The sequence below is a fragment of the Actinomadura graeca genome (genome assembly GCF_019175365.1).
In the GTDB taxonomy this organism is placed as follows: domain Bacteria; phylum Actinomycetota; class Actinomycetes; order Streptosporangiales; family Streptosporangiaceae; genus Spirillospora; species Spirillospora graeca.
In genome coordinates, this window is record NZ_CP059572.1 from 6935388 (window position 1) to 6952243 (window position 16856).

At 73.1% G+C, this 16856-nt stretch carries 15 protein-coding genes; 11 read left to right on the forward strand and 4 right to left on the reverse strand.

The features are described from left to right. Positions 1–60: 60 nt before the first annotated feature. Positions 61–732 (reverse strand): TetR family transcriptional regulator, encoded by a 672-nt coding sequence (locus AGRA3207_RS30815; RefSeq protein ID WP_231330640.1) that lies wholly within the window; start codon positions 730–732, stop codon positions 61–63. A 165-nt stretch (positions 733–897) separates the two neighbouring features. Between AGRA3207_RS30815 and AGRA3207_RS30820 the strand changes: the two genes are divergently transcribed. After that, positions 898–2508 carry an MFS transporter gene (locus tag AGRA3207_RS30820; RefSeq protein ID WP_231330641.1) on the forward strand — a complete coding sequence of 537 codons (1611 nt, stop codon included), beginning with the start codon at positions 898–900 and terminating at the stop codon, positions 2506–2508. Between the two features lie 218 nt (positions 2509–2726). Here the strand turns inward: AGRA3207_RS30820 and AGRA3207_RS30825 are convergent, their stop codons facing one another. Next, positions 2727–4010 (reverse strand): RNA polymerase sigma factor, encoded by a 1284-nt coding sequence (locus AGRA3207_RS30825; protein WP_231330642.1) that lies wholly within the window; start codon positions 4008–4010, stop codon positions 2727–2729. Between the two features lie 317 nt (positions 4011–4327). Here AGRA3207_RS30825 and egtA point away from each other — a divergent pair, with 317 nt between their 5' ends. Genes egtA through egtD form a run of 4 tightly spaced genes read left to right on the forward strand, consistent with a single transcriptional unit; the run spans position 4328 to position 8591 of the window. Continuing rightward, the gene (egtA, locus tag AGRA3207_RS30830) at positions 4328–5545 is read left to right on the forward strand and encodes an ergothioneine biosynthesis glutamate--cysteine ligase EgtA (protein ID WP_231330643.1); all 1218 of its coding nucleotides are present in this window, start codon (positions 4328–4330) and stop codon (positions 5543–5545) included. Further along, positions 5542–6888 carry an ergothioneine biosynthesis protein EgtB gene (egtB, locus tag AGRA3207_RS30835; protein ID WP_231330644.1) on the forward strand — a complete coding sequence of 449 codons (1347 nt, stop codon included), beginning with the start codon at positions 5542–5544 and terminating at the stop codon, positions 6886–6888. Before egtA ends, egtB begins: the two co-directional genes overlap by 4 nt. Next, positions 6889–7623 (forward strand): ergothioneine biosynthesis protein EgtC, encoded by a 735-nt coding sequence (gene egtC / locus AGRA3207_RS30840; protein WP_231330645.1) that lies wholly within the window; start codon positions 6889–6891, stop codon positions 7621–7623. A gap of 11 nt (positions 7624–7634) precedes the next feature. After that, positions 7635–8591 (forward strand): L-histidine N(alpha)-methyltransferase, encoded by a 957-nt coding sequence (gene egtD / locus AGRA3207_RS30845; RefSeq protein ID WP_231330646.1) that lies wholly within the window; start codon positions 7635–7637, stop codon positions 8589–8591. Positions 8592–8632: 41 nt separating this feature from the next. On the opposite strand, the gene AGRA3207_RS30850 is transcribed toward egtD, so the two are convergent. Continuing rightward, on the reverse strand, positions 8633–9400 hold the full coding sequence (locus AGRA3207_RS30850; RefSeq protein ID WP_231330647.1) for an SGNH/GDSL hydrolase family protein: 768 nt from the start codon (positions 9398–9400) through the stop codon (positions 8633–8635). 188 nt (positions 9401–9588) lie between these two features. Between AGRA3207_RS30850 and AGRA3207_RS30855 the strand changes: the two genes are divergently transcribed. Both AGRA3207_RS30855 and AGRA3207_RS30860 read left to right on the forward strand, forming a co-directional pair. Further along, a complete protein-coding gene (locus tag AGRA3207_RS30855) occupies positions 9589–10770 on the forward strand; it encodes an acyltransferase family protein (RefSeq protein ID WP_231330648.1) in 1182 nt (393 codons plus the stop codon). A gap of 98 nt (positions 10771–10868) precedes the next feature. Continuing rightward, positions 10869–11768: a hypothetical protein gene (locus AGRA3207_RS30860; RefSeq protein WP_231330649.1), complete on the forward strand. Its 900-nt coding sequence runs from the start codon at positions 10869–10871 to the stop codon at positions 11766–11768. A 129-nt stretch (positions 11769–11897) separates the two neighbouring features. On the opposite strand, the gene AGRA3207_RS30865 is transcribed toward AGRA3207_RS30860, so the two are convergent. Further along, positions 11898–12422, reverse strand: coding sequence for a cysteine dioxygenase (locus AGRA3207_RS30865; protein WP_231330650.1), 525 nt, complete (start codon positions 12420–12422; stop codon positions 11898–11900). A 366-nt stretch (positions 12423–12788) separates the two neighbouring features. Between AGRA3207_RS30865 and AGRA3207_RS30870 the strand changes: the two genes are divergently transcribed. The 4 genes from AGRA3207_RS30870 (at position 12789) to AGRA3207_RS30885 (ending at position 16831) form a co-directional block, all read left to right on the forward strand. Continuing rightward, positions 12789–13787, forward strand: coding sequence for a LacI family DNA-binding transcriptional regulator (locus AGRA3207_RS30870; protein WP_231330651.1), 999 nt, complete (start codon positions 12789–12791; stop codon positions 13785–13787). A 547-nt stretch (positions 13788–14334) separates the two neighbouring features. Continuing rightward, on the forward strand, positions 14335–15498 hold the full coding sequence (locus tag AGRA3207_RS30875) for an ABC transporter ATP-binding protein (RefSeq protein WP_231330652.1): 1164 nt from the start codon (positions 14335–14337) through the stop codon (positions 15496–15498). Further along, positions 15498–16148 carry an ABC transporter permease gene (locus tag AGRA3207_RS30880; RefSeq protein WP_231330653.1) on the forward strand — a complete coding sequence of 217 codons (651 nt, stop codon included), beginning with the start codon at positions 15498–15500 and terminating at the stop codon, positions 16146–16148. The genes AGRA3207_RS30875 and AGRA3207_RS30880 overlap by 1 nt, the downstream gene beginning before the upstream one ends. Further along, complete coding sequence (locus tag AGRA3207_RS30885) at positions 16145–16831, forward strand: ABC transporter permease (protein ID WP_231330654.1); 687 nt, start codon at positions 16145–16147, stop codon at positions 16829–16831. The genes AGRA3207_RS30880 and AGRA3207_RS30885 overlap by 4 nt, the downstream gene beginning before the upstream one ends. Positions 16832–16856 lie beyond the last annotated feature (25 nt).

A 16856-nucleotide genomic window follows, 5' to 3' on the forward strand; every position in this document is an offset into this window, starting at 1 on the left:
CGCGCCGGCGCGCGCGGGTGTCCGGCGCGCGGGTGTCCGGCGCGGTGCCCGGAGCCGTGGTCAGGCGGACTCGCCGGGCGGGATGTTGAGGCCGGACTCCAGGATGGCGAACGCCTGGTCGATCGTCTCCGACAGCGAGCCGAAGGCCGCCTCGTGGCGGCGGCTGACGTCGGCCGCCGCCTGGAAGCCGCAGGTCGCGGCGGCGGCGATCACGTGCGGGCGCAGGTCGGACTCGACGTCCAGGCCCATCCGCTCGGCGATGACCTCCGTCAGCAGCTGCTGCTTGCGCTGCGCGTGCTCCAGGCTGCCCGCCATGAGCGTGGGGCTGTCGGCCATCATGCTGAGCAGGCACTGGAACCGCTCGGGCTTGAAGCCCAGCTCGCCGCGCTCGCAGGCGCCCGCGATCTCGACCACCGTGCGGCGCAGCGCCGTCATGATCGGCTCGTGCGCCGGACGGCCGGCCAGCGCCGTCATGACGGCGCGGGTCTGCTCCTCCTGGAAGGTGAGCGCGACGTCCTCCTTCGAGGCGAAGTAGCGGAAGAAGGTCCGGGACGAGACGTCCACGGCGTCGGCGATCTCCTCGACGGTGGTCGCGTCGAACCCCTTCTCGGCGAAGAGGGTGAACGCGGCGTTGACGAGCGCCTCCCGGGTGCGCTGCTTCTTGCGTTCGCGCCTGCCCGGGGGCGGGGTGCCGGGACACGAGGGGTGCGCCTCGGGGGCGGTCGCGGTCATGTGCGAAGTGTAACGAGCGGTGGACCCGAGGCCAACCGCCCGCGGCCCGAAGCTGTCGTGAGATGAATCATGTCGCAGGATAACGACAGGCATTTGACGACAAGTGTCGTGCTGTGACAGTTTTGACCCCTCGCAGTCGCACACACCCTCGTTCGGAGGCGGAAGATGACTCAGTCGCAGGGCGCCGAGGTGCTCCGCCCGGGAGCCCCCCAGCACGGCGCGCCGCCCGGCCGGCGCACGAGATCGGGACACGGCCACCCCTGGCTCACACTCGTCGCCGTGGCGCTCGGCGTCATGATGGTCGGCCTGGACGCCACGGTGGTCACCATCGCCAACCCCGCCATCGCCCAGGACCTCGGGGCCAGCCTGTCCGGCCTCCAGTGGGTCACCAACGCCTACCTCCTGGCGCTCGCCGTCACGCTGATCCCGGCGGGGAAGATCGCCGACCGGTTCGGGCGCAAGCGCACCTTCCTGGCCGGGGTGATCGGGTTCGCCGTCTCCTCGGTGCTGATCGGCCTGTCCGGCGGCCTCGGCATGGTCATCTTCTGGCGTGTCGTGCAGGGGTTCGCGGGGGCACTCCTGCAGCCCGCCAGCCTGGCCATCCTCCGCAACACCTTCCCGCCCGCCAAGCTCAACGCCGCGATCGGCATCTGGGGTTCCACGGTCGGCATCTCGATCGCCGGCGGCCCCATCGTCGCGGGGCTGCTCGTGGAGAACGTCAACTGGGAGTCGGTGTTCTTCCTGAACGCGCCGCTCGGCCTGATCGCGCTCCTCATGGGCGTGTGGGTGATCCGCGAGTCCCGGGACGAGGAGGCCGCGGGCTCGTTCGACCTGCCCGGCGTCGCGCTGCTGACGGGCGCGCTGTTCGCGCTGGTCTGGGGCCTGATCAAGGCCGGTGAGAACGGGTTCGGGGACGCGGTGCCGCTGGTGTCGTTCGCGGCCTCGGTGGTGCTGTTCGGCGCGTTCGTGTGGAACGAGCTGCGGGTCGAGCGCCCGCTGCTGCCGCTCGGGCTGTTCCGGTCGGTGTCGCTGTCGGCGGCGACCGGGCTCATCGTCCTCGGCTTCTTCGGGATGTTCGGGACGATCTTCTTCATCACCCTGTACCTCCAGCAGGTGCACGGGATGAGCCCGGTGGACGCGGGCGTCCGGATGCTGCCCATGACCGGCGTGTTCATCATCGCCTCGCCGGTGGCGGGCGCGCTGACGAACCGGTTCGGGCCGCGGCTGCCGCTCGCCCTCGGGATGGCCTTCACCGCGGCGGCGATGTTCGGCCTGTCGCGGATCGGGGTGGACGCCCCCTACATCCAGCTCTGGCCGTGGTTCGTGCTGGTCGGCGTGGCGTTCGGGATGGTGATCGTCGCGGGCACCGAGGCGATCGTCGGCAACGCCCCGGCCCATCTCGCCGGGGTCGCGGGCGGTCTCCAGCAGACCGCAGCGCAGGTCGGCGGCGTGCTCGGCACGTCGGTGCTCGGGGTCCTGATGTCCACCAAGGTCGGCGACGTGCTGGTCACCCGGCTGACGGACCAGGGGCTGCCCGGCCCCGCGGCGGAGCGGCTGTCCGGCCAGGGTGGGCTCGTCGCGCAGGGCGTCGCGCCCGTCCCGCCGGGCACCCCGGCGCCGGCGGCGGACGCCATCACCAGCGGCAGCCACCTGGCGTTCATGGACGGCTTCCAGACCTCCCTGACCGTCGCCGGGGCCGTCGCCCTGGTCGCGATCCTCGCGGCCCTGCTCGTCCGGCGCGGTGCCTCGCCCGTCGAGGGCGCCGCCGTCGCGTGAGACCCGCGGCACGCCGTCCCGCGAATGCCGCCCTGGGACGGCGTGCCGCGTCCTTCGCCGCCGTGACGCGCCGTTACGCCCGCCGTGGCGTGACGGCCGCGCCACGGCGGGCGTGCGTCCGGCGCGGTCTTCGCGCTGGTCCGGCGCGGTTTCGCGGGGGACGTCCCGGATATCGGCGGCGCGCTGCTGGTGCGCGAGCGGCGCCGCCCGGCGGCGGCTCAGCCCTCCCCGGGATCCGGCGCGGCGTTGGACGTGGGGCTCGGCGCCGGGTTGGACGTGGGACTCGGGCTCGACGTCCCCGGCTCCTGTGCCGGCGGGTCCGTCGGGGTCCCCGGGGGCGTGGTCGGCTCGGTGGGACCGGGCGGGGTCGTCGGGCCGGTGGGACCGGTCGGGGACGTGGTCGGGGTGCCCGGCGAGGGGGACGGCTTGCCGGGCGTGGACGGCTTGCCCGGCTTGGGCGTCACCGGTTCCTCACGCGGAGCGGGCGTGCCGGACGGTGAGCGCGCGGGCGTACCCGGCACGGTGCCGCCGGGGGACGTGCCGGCCGGCTGAGGCGTGTCGCCGCCGGCGGCGGTGGCGGGCGCCCCGGGGTGCGTGCCCCGCTCGGCGCCCGTCAGGCCGGGAGGCAGGCCCCCTGTGCCGCTCGCGCCCGTCGACGCCTGCTCGGTACGGCCGGTGCTGGCCGTGGGCATCAGCGACGCGGCGCTGCCGCCCTTCGCGGTCGGCCACGTCGCGAGCAGCCCGAGGACGGCGGCGGCCGAGGCGGCGAGGCCCGCGACCGCGCCGGCGCCCTTGGAGAGCCCGCTGCCGCGGTCGTGCCGCGCGCCGGTGCCGGGGCCGATGACGATGAGCGGGCTCGGCGCGGCGACGCTCGGCAGCGGCCGGACCGCCTCCTCCTCGCACGCGGCGAGGACCCGGTCGCGCAGCCAGGCGGGCGGCCGCGACGGCGCGCGCTCGGCCAGCAGCCGGGGCAGCGTGCCCTTCTCGAACGCGGTGATGAGGTCGTGGTGCGGCGCCCCGCGCATGAGGGTGTCGAGGACGGCCCGCTCCAGCCGCGTCCGGGCCGCGTGCAGCAGCTGGGCGACGGTGTCGGGCGCGATGCCGAGGACGCGGGCGATGTCGTACGGCTCCAGCCATTCGCCCGCCCACAGCAGCAGGACCTCGCGGTGGTCGGAGCGCAGGCCGGCGGCGGCGCGCAGCAGCGGGTCCGTGCCGGTGAACAGCGGCGCGCCGCGTCCGTCCGGCGTGTGGCGTCCGTGTGGCGTCTGGCGTCCGTGCGGCGCGCGGTCTGGCATGTGGCCCGGCGCGCCGCGTCCGGCGCAGGCCGTGCGGGCCAGCGAGTACAGCCAGAGCACGCTGTCGCCCCGCGGCGGCTGGTGCACCGCCGCGGCGAACGTGTCGCCGACCGCCGAGGCCGCCTCCGCGTCGCCGACCAGCGACCAGCAGTAGGCGTAGAGGCGGGCGGAGTGCGCGTCGTAGAGGGAACCCAGGTCCCCGCGCATGTTGCCTCCGGAAGTGTGCTCGGTGGTGTCACCTGACTGTGGCTCGGTCAGCCTTCGGTGACCCTTCGGTGACGCTGCCGGTGTCGAACGTCCGCAAGCGGACATACCGGCGGGTACCGGGACTCTAGCGTCTCCCGTCAAGAGCTGCGACGCGGGGAGACGGCTGGGACCGTTCCGCGGAGACGGATGGTATGCGGCCTACCTGCGGAGAGTGACGTACACGGAGATTTAAGGAACTTCTCCGATTTTGTCGGATTCCTGATCCGGTTCAGCAGGGAAGGATTCGAACCCGTGATCGAATTTCGGAGGAGTTGAGAGTGACGCGGTTGACCGTGGACGGTGTCTACCAGCACATTCGCGGCGTCTGTTTCAAGACGGGCCCGCCCGGCACGGTCGGCGCGGAGACCGAGTGGTTCGTGGTCGACGCGGGCGACCCGGCCGCCCACGTCCCCCGCGAGCTTGTGCGCGGACTCGTCGAGGCGGCCGGCCCGCCGTCCGGCGGGAGCATGGTGACCTACGAGCCCGGCGGCCAGCTGGAGCTCAGCTCGGCGCCGTTCCGCGGCCTCAGACGCCTGCACCGCGCGCTCAAGGCGGACATCGAGCACATCGAGGGCGCGCTGGAACCCGCCGGGCTCGCGCTCGCCGGGCACGGCGTCGACCCGGTGCGGCGCCCGCGTTTCCAGGCCGACCACCCGCGCTACCAGTGCATGCGCGACTACTACGTCTCGGGCGGCTTCGAGGACGTCGGCCTGGCGATGATGTGCTCGACCGCGTCCGTCCAGGTGTGCCTGGACATCGGCGCCGACGCCGCCGACGCGGCCCGGCGCTGGCGTCTCGCGCACGCGCTCGGCCCCGTGCTCGTCGCCGCGTTCGCCAACTCGCCCGTGCACTGCGGGCGCCGGACGGGGCTGCGCTCGTCCCGGCAGGGCATCTGGACGGAGCTGGACCCGTGCCGCACGCTGCCCGTCCTGCGGAAGGGCGCCGACGCGGACCCGGCCGAGGCGTGGACGCGTTACGCCCTGGACGCGCAGGTCATGCTCGTCCACACGGCGGAGGGCGAGTGGGTGTCCGCCCCCGGGCTGTCGTTCCGGGAGTGGATCGACAAGGGCGAGCCCGACGAGCAGGACCTGGACTACCACCTGTCCACGCTGTTCCCGCCCGTCCGCCCGCGCGGATGGCTGGAGCTGAGGATGATCGACGCGCTGCCCGGCCCGTACTGGCCGGTCCCGGTCGCCGTCGCCACCGCCCTGCTGGACGACCCCGGCGCCTCGCGGGCGGCCGAGGCGGCCGCCGAACCCGTCGCGCACCTGTGGACGGAGGCGGCGCGGTGCGGCCTCGCCGATCCCGCCCTCGCCGCCGCCGCGCGGGCGTGCTTCCGCGCCGCCTTGGACGCGCTGCCCCGGCTCGGCGCGCCCGGGCTCGTCCCGCTGGTGGAGGAGTACACCGTCCGCTACGTCGAGCGGGGCCGCAGTCCGGCCGACGACGCGGCGTCCCGTTCCCCGATGTCCGAGGAGGACCCAGCATGGCCCCGATGAGCTCCCCGGGCACGGCCGCCGGGCACGACGAGGAGGCGCTGAAGGAACTGATCGCCGACGAGCTCGGCGCGGTCCGCGGCCGCAGCCTCGGCCTGACCACCGACGTCCTCGCGGAGGCCGACCTCACCGCGCAGGTCTCGCCGCTGATGTCGCCGCTCGTGTGGGACCTCGCCCACATCGGCAACTACGAGGAGCTGTGGCTGCTCCGCGCGGCCGCCGGGATCGAGCCGATGCGCCCGGAGATCGACGGGCTGTACGACGCGTTCGAGCATCCGCGCGCCGAGCGCCCGTCCCTGCCGCTGCTGCCCCCGGGGGAGGCGCGCTCCTACATCGAGACCGTCCGCGCCAAGGTGCTCGACACGCTGCCGTCCGTGCGGTTCGACTCCGGCGATCCGCTCACGGACGGCGGGTTCGTGTACACGATGGTCGTCCAGCACGAGCACATGCACGACGAGACGATGCTGGCCACCCACCAGCTCCGCAAGGGCGCCCCGGCGCTCCTGGACCCGCCCGCCGAGCCCCTCCAGATACCGGGCGGACCCACCGGGGCGGGTGAGGTGCTGGTCGAGGCGGGCCCGTTCCAGATGGGCACCTCGGACGACCCATGGGCCTACGACAACGAGCGCCCGGTGCACTTGGTGGACGTCGCCGCGTTCTACATCGACGTCGAGCCCGTGACGAACGCGGAGTACGCGGCGTTCATCGAGGCCGGCGGGTACGACGACCCGCGCTGGTGGGATCCCGCCGGATGGGACTGGCGCAACTCCAGTGGCAAACGCGCCCCCGCCTTCTGGACACGCGACGGCGGCCAGTGGGTACGGCGCCGGTTCGGACGCGTCGAACCCGTCCCGCCTGGCGAGGCCGTCCAGCACGTGTGCTGGTACGAGGCGGACGCCTATGCGCGGTGGGCCGGGAAACGCCTTCCGACCGAGGCCGAGTGGGAGAAGGCCGCCCGCTGGGATCCCGTCACCGAGCACTCCCGGCGCTACCCGTGGGGCGAGGTGTATGAGGAGGGACGCGCCAACCTGGGGCAGCAGGCGCTCCACCCGTCCGAGAGCGGCTCCTACAGCTCCGGCGCGTCGGCGTACGGAGTGCGGCGCCTGCTAGGGGACGTGTGGGAGTGGACGTCCTCGGACTTCCACGGATACCCCGGATTCCGTTCCTTCCCCTACAAGGAGTACTCGGAGGTCTTCTTCGGACCCGAATACAAGGTCCTGCGAGGCGGCTCTTGGGCAACGCATCCGCTGGCCATACGCGGCTCCTTCCGCAACTGGGACTATCCGATCCGCCGCCAGATCTTCTCCGGGTTCCGCTGCGCACGGTCGGCGGGGGAGGGGACCTGAATGTGCCGTCATCTCGGATACCTCGGTCCCGAACGGGCGCTGCGATCGATCGTCTACGAGGGCGGGCACTCCCTGGAGCACCAGGCGTACGCGCCGCGCATGACGCAGGGCAACCTGCTCAACGCCGACGGGTACGGCGTCGGCTGGTACCACGACGGCGCGGCCGTCCGCTTCCGGCGGGCCCAGCCGATCTGGACGGACCAGTCGTTCCGCGAGGTGGCCGGCGCCGTCCGGGCGTCGTGCGCGGTCGCGGCGGTCCGCTCGGCGACCCCCGGGTTCCCCGTGGACGAGTCGTGTGCGCAGCCGTTCCGCGCCGGGACCCGGTTGTTCAGCCACAACGGCAAGATCGAGGGATACGCCGGGGTCGAGGGCAAGCTGCGCGAGCTGGCCGGGGACCTCGGCGATATCCCGGACGCGCGGGCGCCGGTCGACTCCGCGCCGCTGTTCGCGCTGGCCGCGCAGCTGTGGCGGGAGGGCGCCCCGCTCGGCGAGGGCCTCGCCGCCGTGCTCGCCACGGTCACCGCGCTCGCCCCCGGCCGCTACAACCTGCTCGCCTCCGACGGGACGGCGCTGGCCGCCACCACCTGGGGCGACTCCCTGTTCGTCCGCGAGTCCGGGGACGCGATCCGGATCGCCTCCGAGCCGCTCGACGGCGGCCCCGGCTGGCGTCCCGTCCCCGACCGCTCGCTCGTCACCGCCGCGCACGCGACCGGCGTCCGGATAGACCCGCTCTGAAGGAGAACCGCGTGGACAGGTTCCTGACCGCCGACGACCTCGCCAAGACGCTCCGACAGGACGTCCGGGAGGGGCTCACCGGCACGCCGAAGACGCTGCCGCCCAAGTGGTTCTACGACGAGCGCGGCAGCGCGCTCTTCGAGGAGATCACCCGGCTGGAGGAGTACTACCCGACCCGCCGCGAACGCGAGATCCTCGCCGCCCGCGCCCCCGAGATCGCCGCCGTCACCCGGGCCCGGACGCTCCTGGAACTCGGCGCCGGCTCGGGGGAGAAGACCCGACTGCTCCTGGACGCCCTCGCCGGGACCCTCCGCTCCTACGTCCCGGTGGACGTCAGCGGCGACTTCCTGGAGGAGGCCGCCGCGGGCATCGCCGCCGACCACCCGGACCTCGCCGTCCGGGCCGTCGTCGCCGACTACGAGCAGCACCTGCACCTGCTGCCCGCCGGGGAGCGGCGCCTCATCGCCTTCCTCGGCGGCACGATCGGCAACATGCCGCCCGCCGCCCGCATCGGCTTCCTCGGCGGCCTGCGCGCCACGATGGGCGAGGGCGACTTCCTCCTCCTCGGCGCCGACCTCGTCAAGGACACCGGACGGCTCGTCCGCGCCTACGACGACGCGGACGGCGTGACCGCCGAGTTCAACCGCAACGTCCTGCGCGTCATCAACCGGGACCTGGGCGCCGACTTCGACCCGTCCGCGTTCGAGCACGTCGCCCGCTGGGACGCCGCCGAGGAGTGGATCGAGATGGTGCTGCGCTCCACCCGCGACCAGCGCGTCCATGTCGCCGGCCTGGACCTGGAGGTGGCGTTCGCGGCGGGCGAGGAGATGCGCACCGAGATCTCCTCGAAGTTCCGCCGCGAGCGCATGGAGGCGGAGCTGGGAGCCTCCGGCCTGGACCTGGTCGCCTTCTGGACGGACGAGGCGGGGGACTTCTCCCTCACCCTGGCCCGCCCCGCCCTCGACTGACCCGCCTCCGGCCGGCCCCGTCCGGGGCCGGCCGGGTCCGTCTAGCCGCGCGCCGGCCGGGCGAGGTTCAGGCGCCTGAGGTCGTCGGCCAGGCGGGTCGCCACGTAACGGTGGCCCGCCTGGTTCGGGTGCGTGCCGTCGCGCCGGATGAACTGGTGCGCGTTCCCGGAGTCGGACAGGCGGCCGCCGGTGATCCACTGCTCGCCGATCGGGTCGACGAACGGGATCCCGAGCTGCGCGGCCAGCGTCTTCAGGGCGTCCCGGACGGCGAGCGCGCTCGGCGGCGGGCTTCCGCCGCCCCACAGCGGGCCCATCAGCACCAGCCGCGTGCCCGGCCAGCGCTGCCGGGCACGCTCCAGGAGGATGTGGGCCGCCACCGCGACCCGCGTGGGGGGGAAGCGCCAGTCGTTGTGCCCGCCGGACACGATGAGCATGTCGGGCGCGGGCCGCCATCCGAGCTGGCTCTCGAACAGCTCCAGGAACGCCTCGCGGTGCGCCTGCCCGCCCCGCGCCACGAACCCCGTGCCCGCCCGTCCGCCGACGATGACCTGCCATCCGAGCAGGCGCGCGGTCGCGGGGGCGTAGGTCGTCTCGGGAACGGCGCCCCGCTCCCCGACGGTGTAGCTGTCGCCGAGGAACATCACCACCGGCGGGGCGGCGCGGTCCGGCGCGCGGGCCGGGCCCGCCGCCGCGGCGGACTTGTGCACCGACCCCACGAGCCCGCCGCAGCCCGCCAGCGAAAGGCCGACGGGCAGGCTCAGGCACAGCATGAGGATCGCCGCGCCGCGGCGGGCGCGGCGAGATGTCATGGAGGACCACCAAATGTTCCGGGGGATGTACAGGCATCCTACTGAGGCGGGTGCCGAACCCGCGGCCGTCCACGCCGGTTGACCGCTTCCTCCCCCGATCGAGACCGCATCGTTTCCTACACCGTGCGTTCACCGCGCCCTCACCCCGCGGCCGGTGCCGCGCAACCGGGCACCGAGAGGGTTCCGCGGTGACCGGGCGTGCGCGGCTGCGCGAACTTGACCTGCTCCGCTTCGTGGCGGCTCTGGCGGTGGTCCTCTACCACTTCACCGGCTTCGGCGGGGCCGGGGCGTGGCCCGAGCCCGCGCGGGACGTCTTCCCCGAGCTGGAGGGGATCACGCGCTACGGCTACCTCGGCGTGGACCTGTTCTTCATGATCAGCGGGTTCGTCATCCTGATGAGCGCGTGGGGACGCGGGCCCGGCGGGTTCGGGATCTCCCGGCTGGTCCGGCTGATGCCCGCGTACTGGGCGAGCGTGCTGCTGGGCGCGGCCGTCTACGCGGTGTTCCGCGAGGGGAACGGCGTCCCCGGCCTGGTGGTGCCGAACCTGACGATGATGCAGGGCGGGCTCGGTCTCCGGAACGTGGACGCCGTGTACTGGACCCTCTGGGTCGAGATGCACTTCTACGTGCTGGTCGCCGTCCTCGCGGGCATCGGCATCACCTACCGGTCCTGCCTGGTCCTCATGGCGGCGTGGATGTTCGGCGGCGTCTTCGCAGACGAGGCCGGGAACAGGCTGCTGCAGATCATGCTGGTGCCGACGTGGAGCCCGTACTTCATCGCGGGCATGGCGCTCTACATGATCCACCGGTTCGGCCCGACGCTGCTGCTGTGGGGGTATGTGGCGGCGTCGTGGCTGCTGGCACTGCACTGGGGCGCATGGCGCGCGGGCAACGCGTTCAAGGGATCGGACGACATGGTCGTGTCGGTGGCCGTCACCGGCATCTTCCTGGTGATGATCCTGGTCGCGACCGGGCGGCTCGGCCGCGTCCGGTGGAGCGGCCTGACGGTGCTCGGCGCGCTCACCTACCCGCTGTACCTCGTCCATTCGCAGCTCGCGCTGCCCCTGCTGGACGCGGTGTACCCGGGGCTGAACCGGTGGGCGGCGCTCGCGGCCGTGATCGCGGCGTCGCTCGTCCTGGCGTACGCGCTGCACAGGCTGGTCGAGAAGCCGGGGGCGCGGTGGATGCGGGCGCGGCTGCTGGAGTCGCTGGAGCCGATGCGCTCGACCGCCGCACCGTCCGGGCCGTCGGCGGGCCGGTCGTCCGGGCCGTCCGGGGCGCCTGGCGAGACGTCGCCGGAGTCCTCGTCCGGGTCGGCGAGGTCCGTCCCCGATGCCCGTCCGCCGGACGCCGAGCTCGTGCGCAACTGACGCCGACGCGTTCGTGAGATGTGGTGGATATCGTAACGCTTTCGCGCTGATCACCGCTGATCTGAGTGTTCAGAGGCCCGAAGGCGAGGAAGTGACGGATGTGGCGGTTCGGCCAGCACGATCCGGAACCCGTGCTGCCGCCAGACGCGGCGATCGACCCCTGCATGGACGACCCGGGAGCGCAGCGGGTGCGCGAGGCCATGCGGCGCCACGACTGGTCGGCGGTGACCGGCTTCTTCGAGACGGTGACCGATCCGGACGACCGGGCGTTCTACATCGGCGTCTGCGCGGGCGCGCCCGGCGTCCGGGACTGGATCGCCGAGTGGTGCCGGGCGCGGCCGGGGGACACGCTGCCGTCGGTGATCCGCGGGGCGCACGCCCTGTCGTCGGACGCCCCCGCCCTCGCGGAGGAGTGCCTGAACGAGGTCGTCGCGCGTGACGCGGGCGACGCCGCCGCGTGGTCGCTGCTCGTCGGCGCCGCCCGCGTCGGAGGACTCGGCCGCAAGGAGGCGCTGCGGCGTTTCGAGCAGGTCGTCGCCGTCCATCCCGGTCATCTGGCCGGGCACCGGGAGATGCTCGCCTACCTCGGACACGAGGGCGGCCACGGCGAGGCGCTCGGGTTCGCCCATGACGCGGCCGGGGCGTCCCCGGAGGGCGGCCCGCTGGGGGTGCTGGTGGCGGACGCCCACGTGGGCCGGTGGGAGTCGCTTCCTCCTCCGGAACGGAACCCGTACATGTCGGGGAGCGCCGTGCGCGGCGATCTCGTCGCGGCGGCGGACCGCTCGGTCCGGCACGCCGCCTTCCGCGCCCGTCCCGGCTGGCCCGCGATCCACAACGCCTTCGCGTTCGCGTTCGTGATGGCGGGCGAGCCGCGCCTCGCGGCGGAGATGTTCGAGCGGATCGGCCATCGCGCCACCGAGCGGCCCTGGGCCGCCTACGGCCCCGATCCGGTCGCGGCGTTCCGCGAACTTCGTCGCTGGGCGGTCGATTGGGCCTGATGTGTGACGTTTTCGCGGGTGACGTCGCTGAGGGGAGTGTGGGCGGTCGGCCGATGTGAGCGGGCATCGGCCGGCCCCCCACCTCCGGCGGGTCCGTCTCCCCCGGTCGGGCCCGCCGGAGGCCGGACGTCAGCGCGTGCCCTCGGGCGGCCGCAGTTCCTCGGCGTAGCCGACCGAGAGGCGCCGCATCACGCCCGTCCCGTCGATGGAGTACTGGCCGAGCCGCCACAGCGGCGGCGAGTACGCGTGGATGGACACGCTCGTGGCCGCCGCCCCCACGAGCCGGTGGATGTGGTCGGGGCCGAAGCAGAAGGACCGCCCCTCCGGCACGATCGTCCGCACGTGGGCGCCGCCGATCCGCGGGTTGTTCTCCTCCAATGCCCCCGCTACGACCCGGACCGCCCCTGAGGACACGTCGTGGTCGTGCCAGCCGGTGTCGTCCTGCGGCGTCCAGCAGAGCAGCCAGACGTCCACGTACTCGTCCCGGTAGAGGGACGCGTAATGGCGCCGGTCGCGGGAGAACGCCACGTGCTGCCGCCACACGCCGGGGCGCCCCGCCAGCTCGTCGACCAGCGCGCGCAGCTCGCGCTTGTCCAGCGGACGGTCGGGCAGCCCCTCGAAACCGGAAGTGCGGGGCAGGACCTCAGACGACACGGTGTCGCTCCTCTCCGAACAGCAGACGGTGGGCGAGCAGGGGGGTCCCGGTCCTCCAGGACGGCGAACAGTGGGCTGGAGCGTTCCGGCGGGGTCGACCTCGCTAGGTGGCTCACCGGCCGGATGGAGTTTCCAGCCGTCGAGGTAAGGGGGAACGGCGCGGCGGTGGAGTGCCTCGGCCAGTGGCGCGCTCCACGCGGGCCGGTGCACGTCGATGTGCGTTTCGTCACGCGCCCGCACGCTGGCCGACTCCTTCCGGAGAGTGCACTGAACCGTATCAGTTAACCGTTTCAGTGAACCGGTTCAGGTGACAGGGCGTCAAGATGCCTCGCAGGTTTCGTCGGTGCGGGCCTCTAGGGTTGGGGGGTGCCAGACAGGCGCAAGCGCGCGACCATCCGCGAAGTGGCGCAGGCGACGGGATTGTCGCCCGCGGCCGTGTCCTACGCGCTGCGCGGCATCCAGACCTCCGAGGAGACGCAGGAGCGGGTCCGCGCCGCGGCCGAGGAGCTCGGCTACGAGGCACACCCGATCGCACGCGCCCTGGCCAGCGGCCGGAGCGGGCAGGTCGGCCTCCTGTGCGGCTCCCTGGAGGACTACTGGCAGCAGTCCCTCGCGGTCGGCATCGGCCGGGCCCTGCTCGCCCGCGACCGGTACGCCCTGATCGTGGACGCCGGCGGCGACCCCGAGCGGGAGCTGGCCCTCGCCCGGCGGCTGCGCGACCAGCGCGTCGACGGCCTGATCGTCCAGCCGCTCGACCCGTCCGCCGCGCTGTGGTCGGAACTGGCCGACACCATCCCGGTCGTGTCCATCGGCGACGCCCTGCACGGCGGGAAGGCGCAGGGCGAGGTCGTGTTCGACAACCGGCGGGGCGTCACGCTCGCGCTGGAACACCTGCGCGACCGCGGCCACCAGCGGCTCACCGTGTTCACCCCCACCCGGGCCAGCACCCCTGACCGCCCCGCCGACGTGCACGTCAACGCCGAGGCCGAACGGCTCGGCCTGCGGGTGGACGTCGTGGTGGCGCCGCAGTCGCCGGCCGAGGCCACCGAGATCGCCATCCGCGTGCTCGGCGGCCCCGGCCGCCCCTCCGCGGTCTTCTGCTTCGCCGACTCCATCGCCTACGGCGTCTACGCGGCCACCCGCGCGCTGGGCCTCGCGGTACCGGGCGACGTCGCCGTCTGCGGCTACGACAACCACCCGATGTCGGCGCTGCTCACCCCGCCGCTCACCACCGTCGACTGGGACATCGAGGGCATCGTGCACGCCGCCGTCCGGCTCATCGTCGACGTCATCGACGGCAAGCCGCGCAAGCGCCGCGTCGTCCGCGAACCGACACTGCGCGCCCGGGACTCGACTCGTATTTGACTCAACCCCGGCCCAAGCGGGCTCGCCTGGCGGCTCGCCCCCTTGACCGTGCTTGGGCGAGCGCGTCATCGCTTCGCGATCATCCCGCCGGGGCTCGCCTCCGGCTTCGCCCCGGCGGGCTGGTAGCGCGCTCGCGTGACGGCTCGGGCGGTTGCAGTCGAGCGAATCTCTACGGGGCCTGTCAGATCTCTGCGGAGCCTGTCAGTGGGCGCGCTGCGGTTCTGAGGTTTGGCTGGCCACTACCGGCTCGTTTGCGATGTGTTGGGCGTCTCTGGGCTGTCTGACGGCCTCTGGATCTATGGCGATCGTCACTCTCTGGTGCGTGGTTTGCAGGGGGCTGAGCGCAGGTGGGGGCGGTGCCGTCGATAACGATTCGGCTGTTCTCCACGGGGGTGCGCTTCTTTCCCGTTATTTCCGGTAGTTATGCTCAACAAGCAATGTTCCGGACATGTCGGGTCTCTGGGTCGACGGTAGCGGTTGGCTACGGTTGGGTAGAAGGCCGAATTCGATCATCGGCGTTGCGGCGCCCAGCGAGGACGTGAATCGTTTGATCACCTTTGAGAGCGTGACCAAGCGCTACCCGGACGGCACCGTCGCGCTCGACGACGTGAGCCTGGAGTGCCCCGCCGGACAGATCACGGTGTTCGTCGGCACGTCCGGCGGAGGCAAGACGACGGCGCTGCGCAGTATCAACCGGATGGTGGAGCCGACCGGCGGCCGCGTCCTCATCGACGGGCGGGACGTCCGTGACCGCAAGCCCGCCGAGCTGCGGCGCGGCATCGGTTACGTCATCCAGCACGCCGGGCTGTTCCCGCACCGGACGATCGAGGACAACATCGCGACCGTCCCCTATCTGCTGCGCTGGAACAAGAAGAAGGCCCGCGACACCGCGCGCGAGCTGATGGAGCGGGTCGGGCTCGAACCGGCGATGGCCAAGCGCTATCCGTTCCAGCTGTCGGGCGGGCAGCAGCAGCGGGTCGGCGTCGCCCGCGCGCTGGCCGCCGATCCGCCGGTCATGCTGATGGACGAGCCGTTCAGCGCCGTCGACCCCGTCGTCCGCGGCGAGCTCCAGGCCGAGTTCCTGCGGCTCCAGGCGGAGCTGCACAAGACGATCGTGTTCGTCACCCACGACATCGACGAGGCCATCAAGCTCGGCGACCGGATCGCGGTGTTCCGCACCGGCGGCCGGCTCGTGCAGGTCGCGAGCCCCGAAGACCTGCTGGCCCATCCCGCCGACGACTTCGTGGCGGGCTTCGTCGGCCAGAACCGCGGCATCCGGAGCCTGTCGTTCGCCGACACCTCCGGCCTCAGCCTGCGCGACGACCTCGTCCACCCGGCGACCGCCACCGGCGCCGACATCGCCGGGCTGGACTGGGTGCTGGTCGTCGACGAGGCCCGGCGCCCGCTGGGGTGGACGCGGGGCGCCGAGGCCGCCGGCCCGCTCGGCGAGGAGGCGCTGGCGCCGGTCGGCGCGACGTTCGAGGTCGGCACCGACTCGGTGCGCGGCGCCCTCGACGCGGCCGTGCTGTCCCCGTCCGGGCTCGCGGTCGGGGTCGACGGGGGCGGTGCCGTCGTCGGCGTCACCGGCGGGGCCGAGCTGCTCGCCGTGCCCACGCACGGGGCGGGCCACCGCCGCCCGGGCGATCCCCGGACGCCCGCGGCGGACGACGCCGGGCCCGTGTCCGGGAACGGGAACGGGGTCTCGGGCTGATGGACATCGACTGGGGCTGGATCGGCGACCACACCGACACCCTCACCGACCACGCGCTCGTCCACCTGCGGCTCGCGCTGCTGCCGGTGCTGTTCGGGCTGCTGATCTCGCTGCCGCTCGGCATCCTGTGCCGCCGCTGGGGCTGGCTCTACCCGCCGCTGCTGACCGCCTCCAACGTGTTCTACGCGATCCCGTCGCTGGCCCTCTTCATGATCTTCATCCAGTACACCGGGCTGGAAGCGGCCACGGTCATGATCCCGCTGACCCTCTACAGCCTGTCGGTCCTCATCCCGAACGTGGTGGACGGCCTGGCCTCGGTCTCCGAGCCCGTCCGGCAGGCGGCCACCGCGATGGGGTTCGGGACGCTGCGGCGCCTGCTGCGGGTCGAGCTGCCCATCGCGGTGCCGATCGTGATCGCCGGGGTGCGGGTCGCCGCGGTCTCCTCCATCAGCCTCGTCGCCGTGGGCCAGCTCATCGGCCAGGGCGGGCTCGGCTACGACATCATCCGCGGCTACCAGCTGCAGTTCCAGACCCAGATCATCGCCGCCTCGGTGCTGATCGTCGCGCTGGCCCTCGTCACCGACGCGATCCTGGTCACCGTCCAGCGGCTGCTCACCCCCTGGGCCCGGGCGCGCGGGAGGGCGTCATGAACGACCTGTGGAACCAGATCGACCTGTCCTGGACGTGGCTGACCGCCTCGTCCCAGTGGCACGGCGAGGACGGCATCCCGCACCGGCTGCTCCAGCACCTCTACTACAGCGGGGTCGCGCTGCTGTTCGCCGCGCTGATCGGCCTCGCGCTCGGCCTGCTCGTCGGGCACACCGGCCGGGGCGGCTTCCTGGCGATCAGCGTGGCCAACATCGCCCGCGCGATCCCCACGTTCGGCCTGGTGCTGTTCATCGTGGTCATCGAGTACAGCATCACCCCGGTGCTGATCGCGCTCGTCGCCCTCGCCGTGCCCCCGATCCTCGTCAACACCTTCGAGGGACTCCGCGGCGTCGATCCCGACGCCAAGGACGCCGCGCGGGGCGTCGGCATGTCGGAGTGGGAGGTGCTGTGGCGGGCGGAGGTGCCGATGGCCCTGCCGCTCATCCTGCTGGGCCTGCGGACGTCCGCGATCCAGGTCGTGGCCACCGCCACCATCGCCGCCTACCCCGGCTTCGGCGGGCTCGGCCGCTACATCATCGACGGCCTCGCACGCAACGACTACCAGCTGGTCGTCGGAGGAACGGTCCTCGTCGTGCTGCTCGCCGTCCTCGTCCAGCTGATCTTCGCGGCGCTGCGCCGCCTCGTCGTGTCGCCGGGCCTGCTGGGCTCGGCCCGTTCGTCCTGAACGGCCCAGAGAAAAAGGAATGACA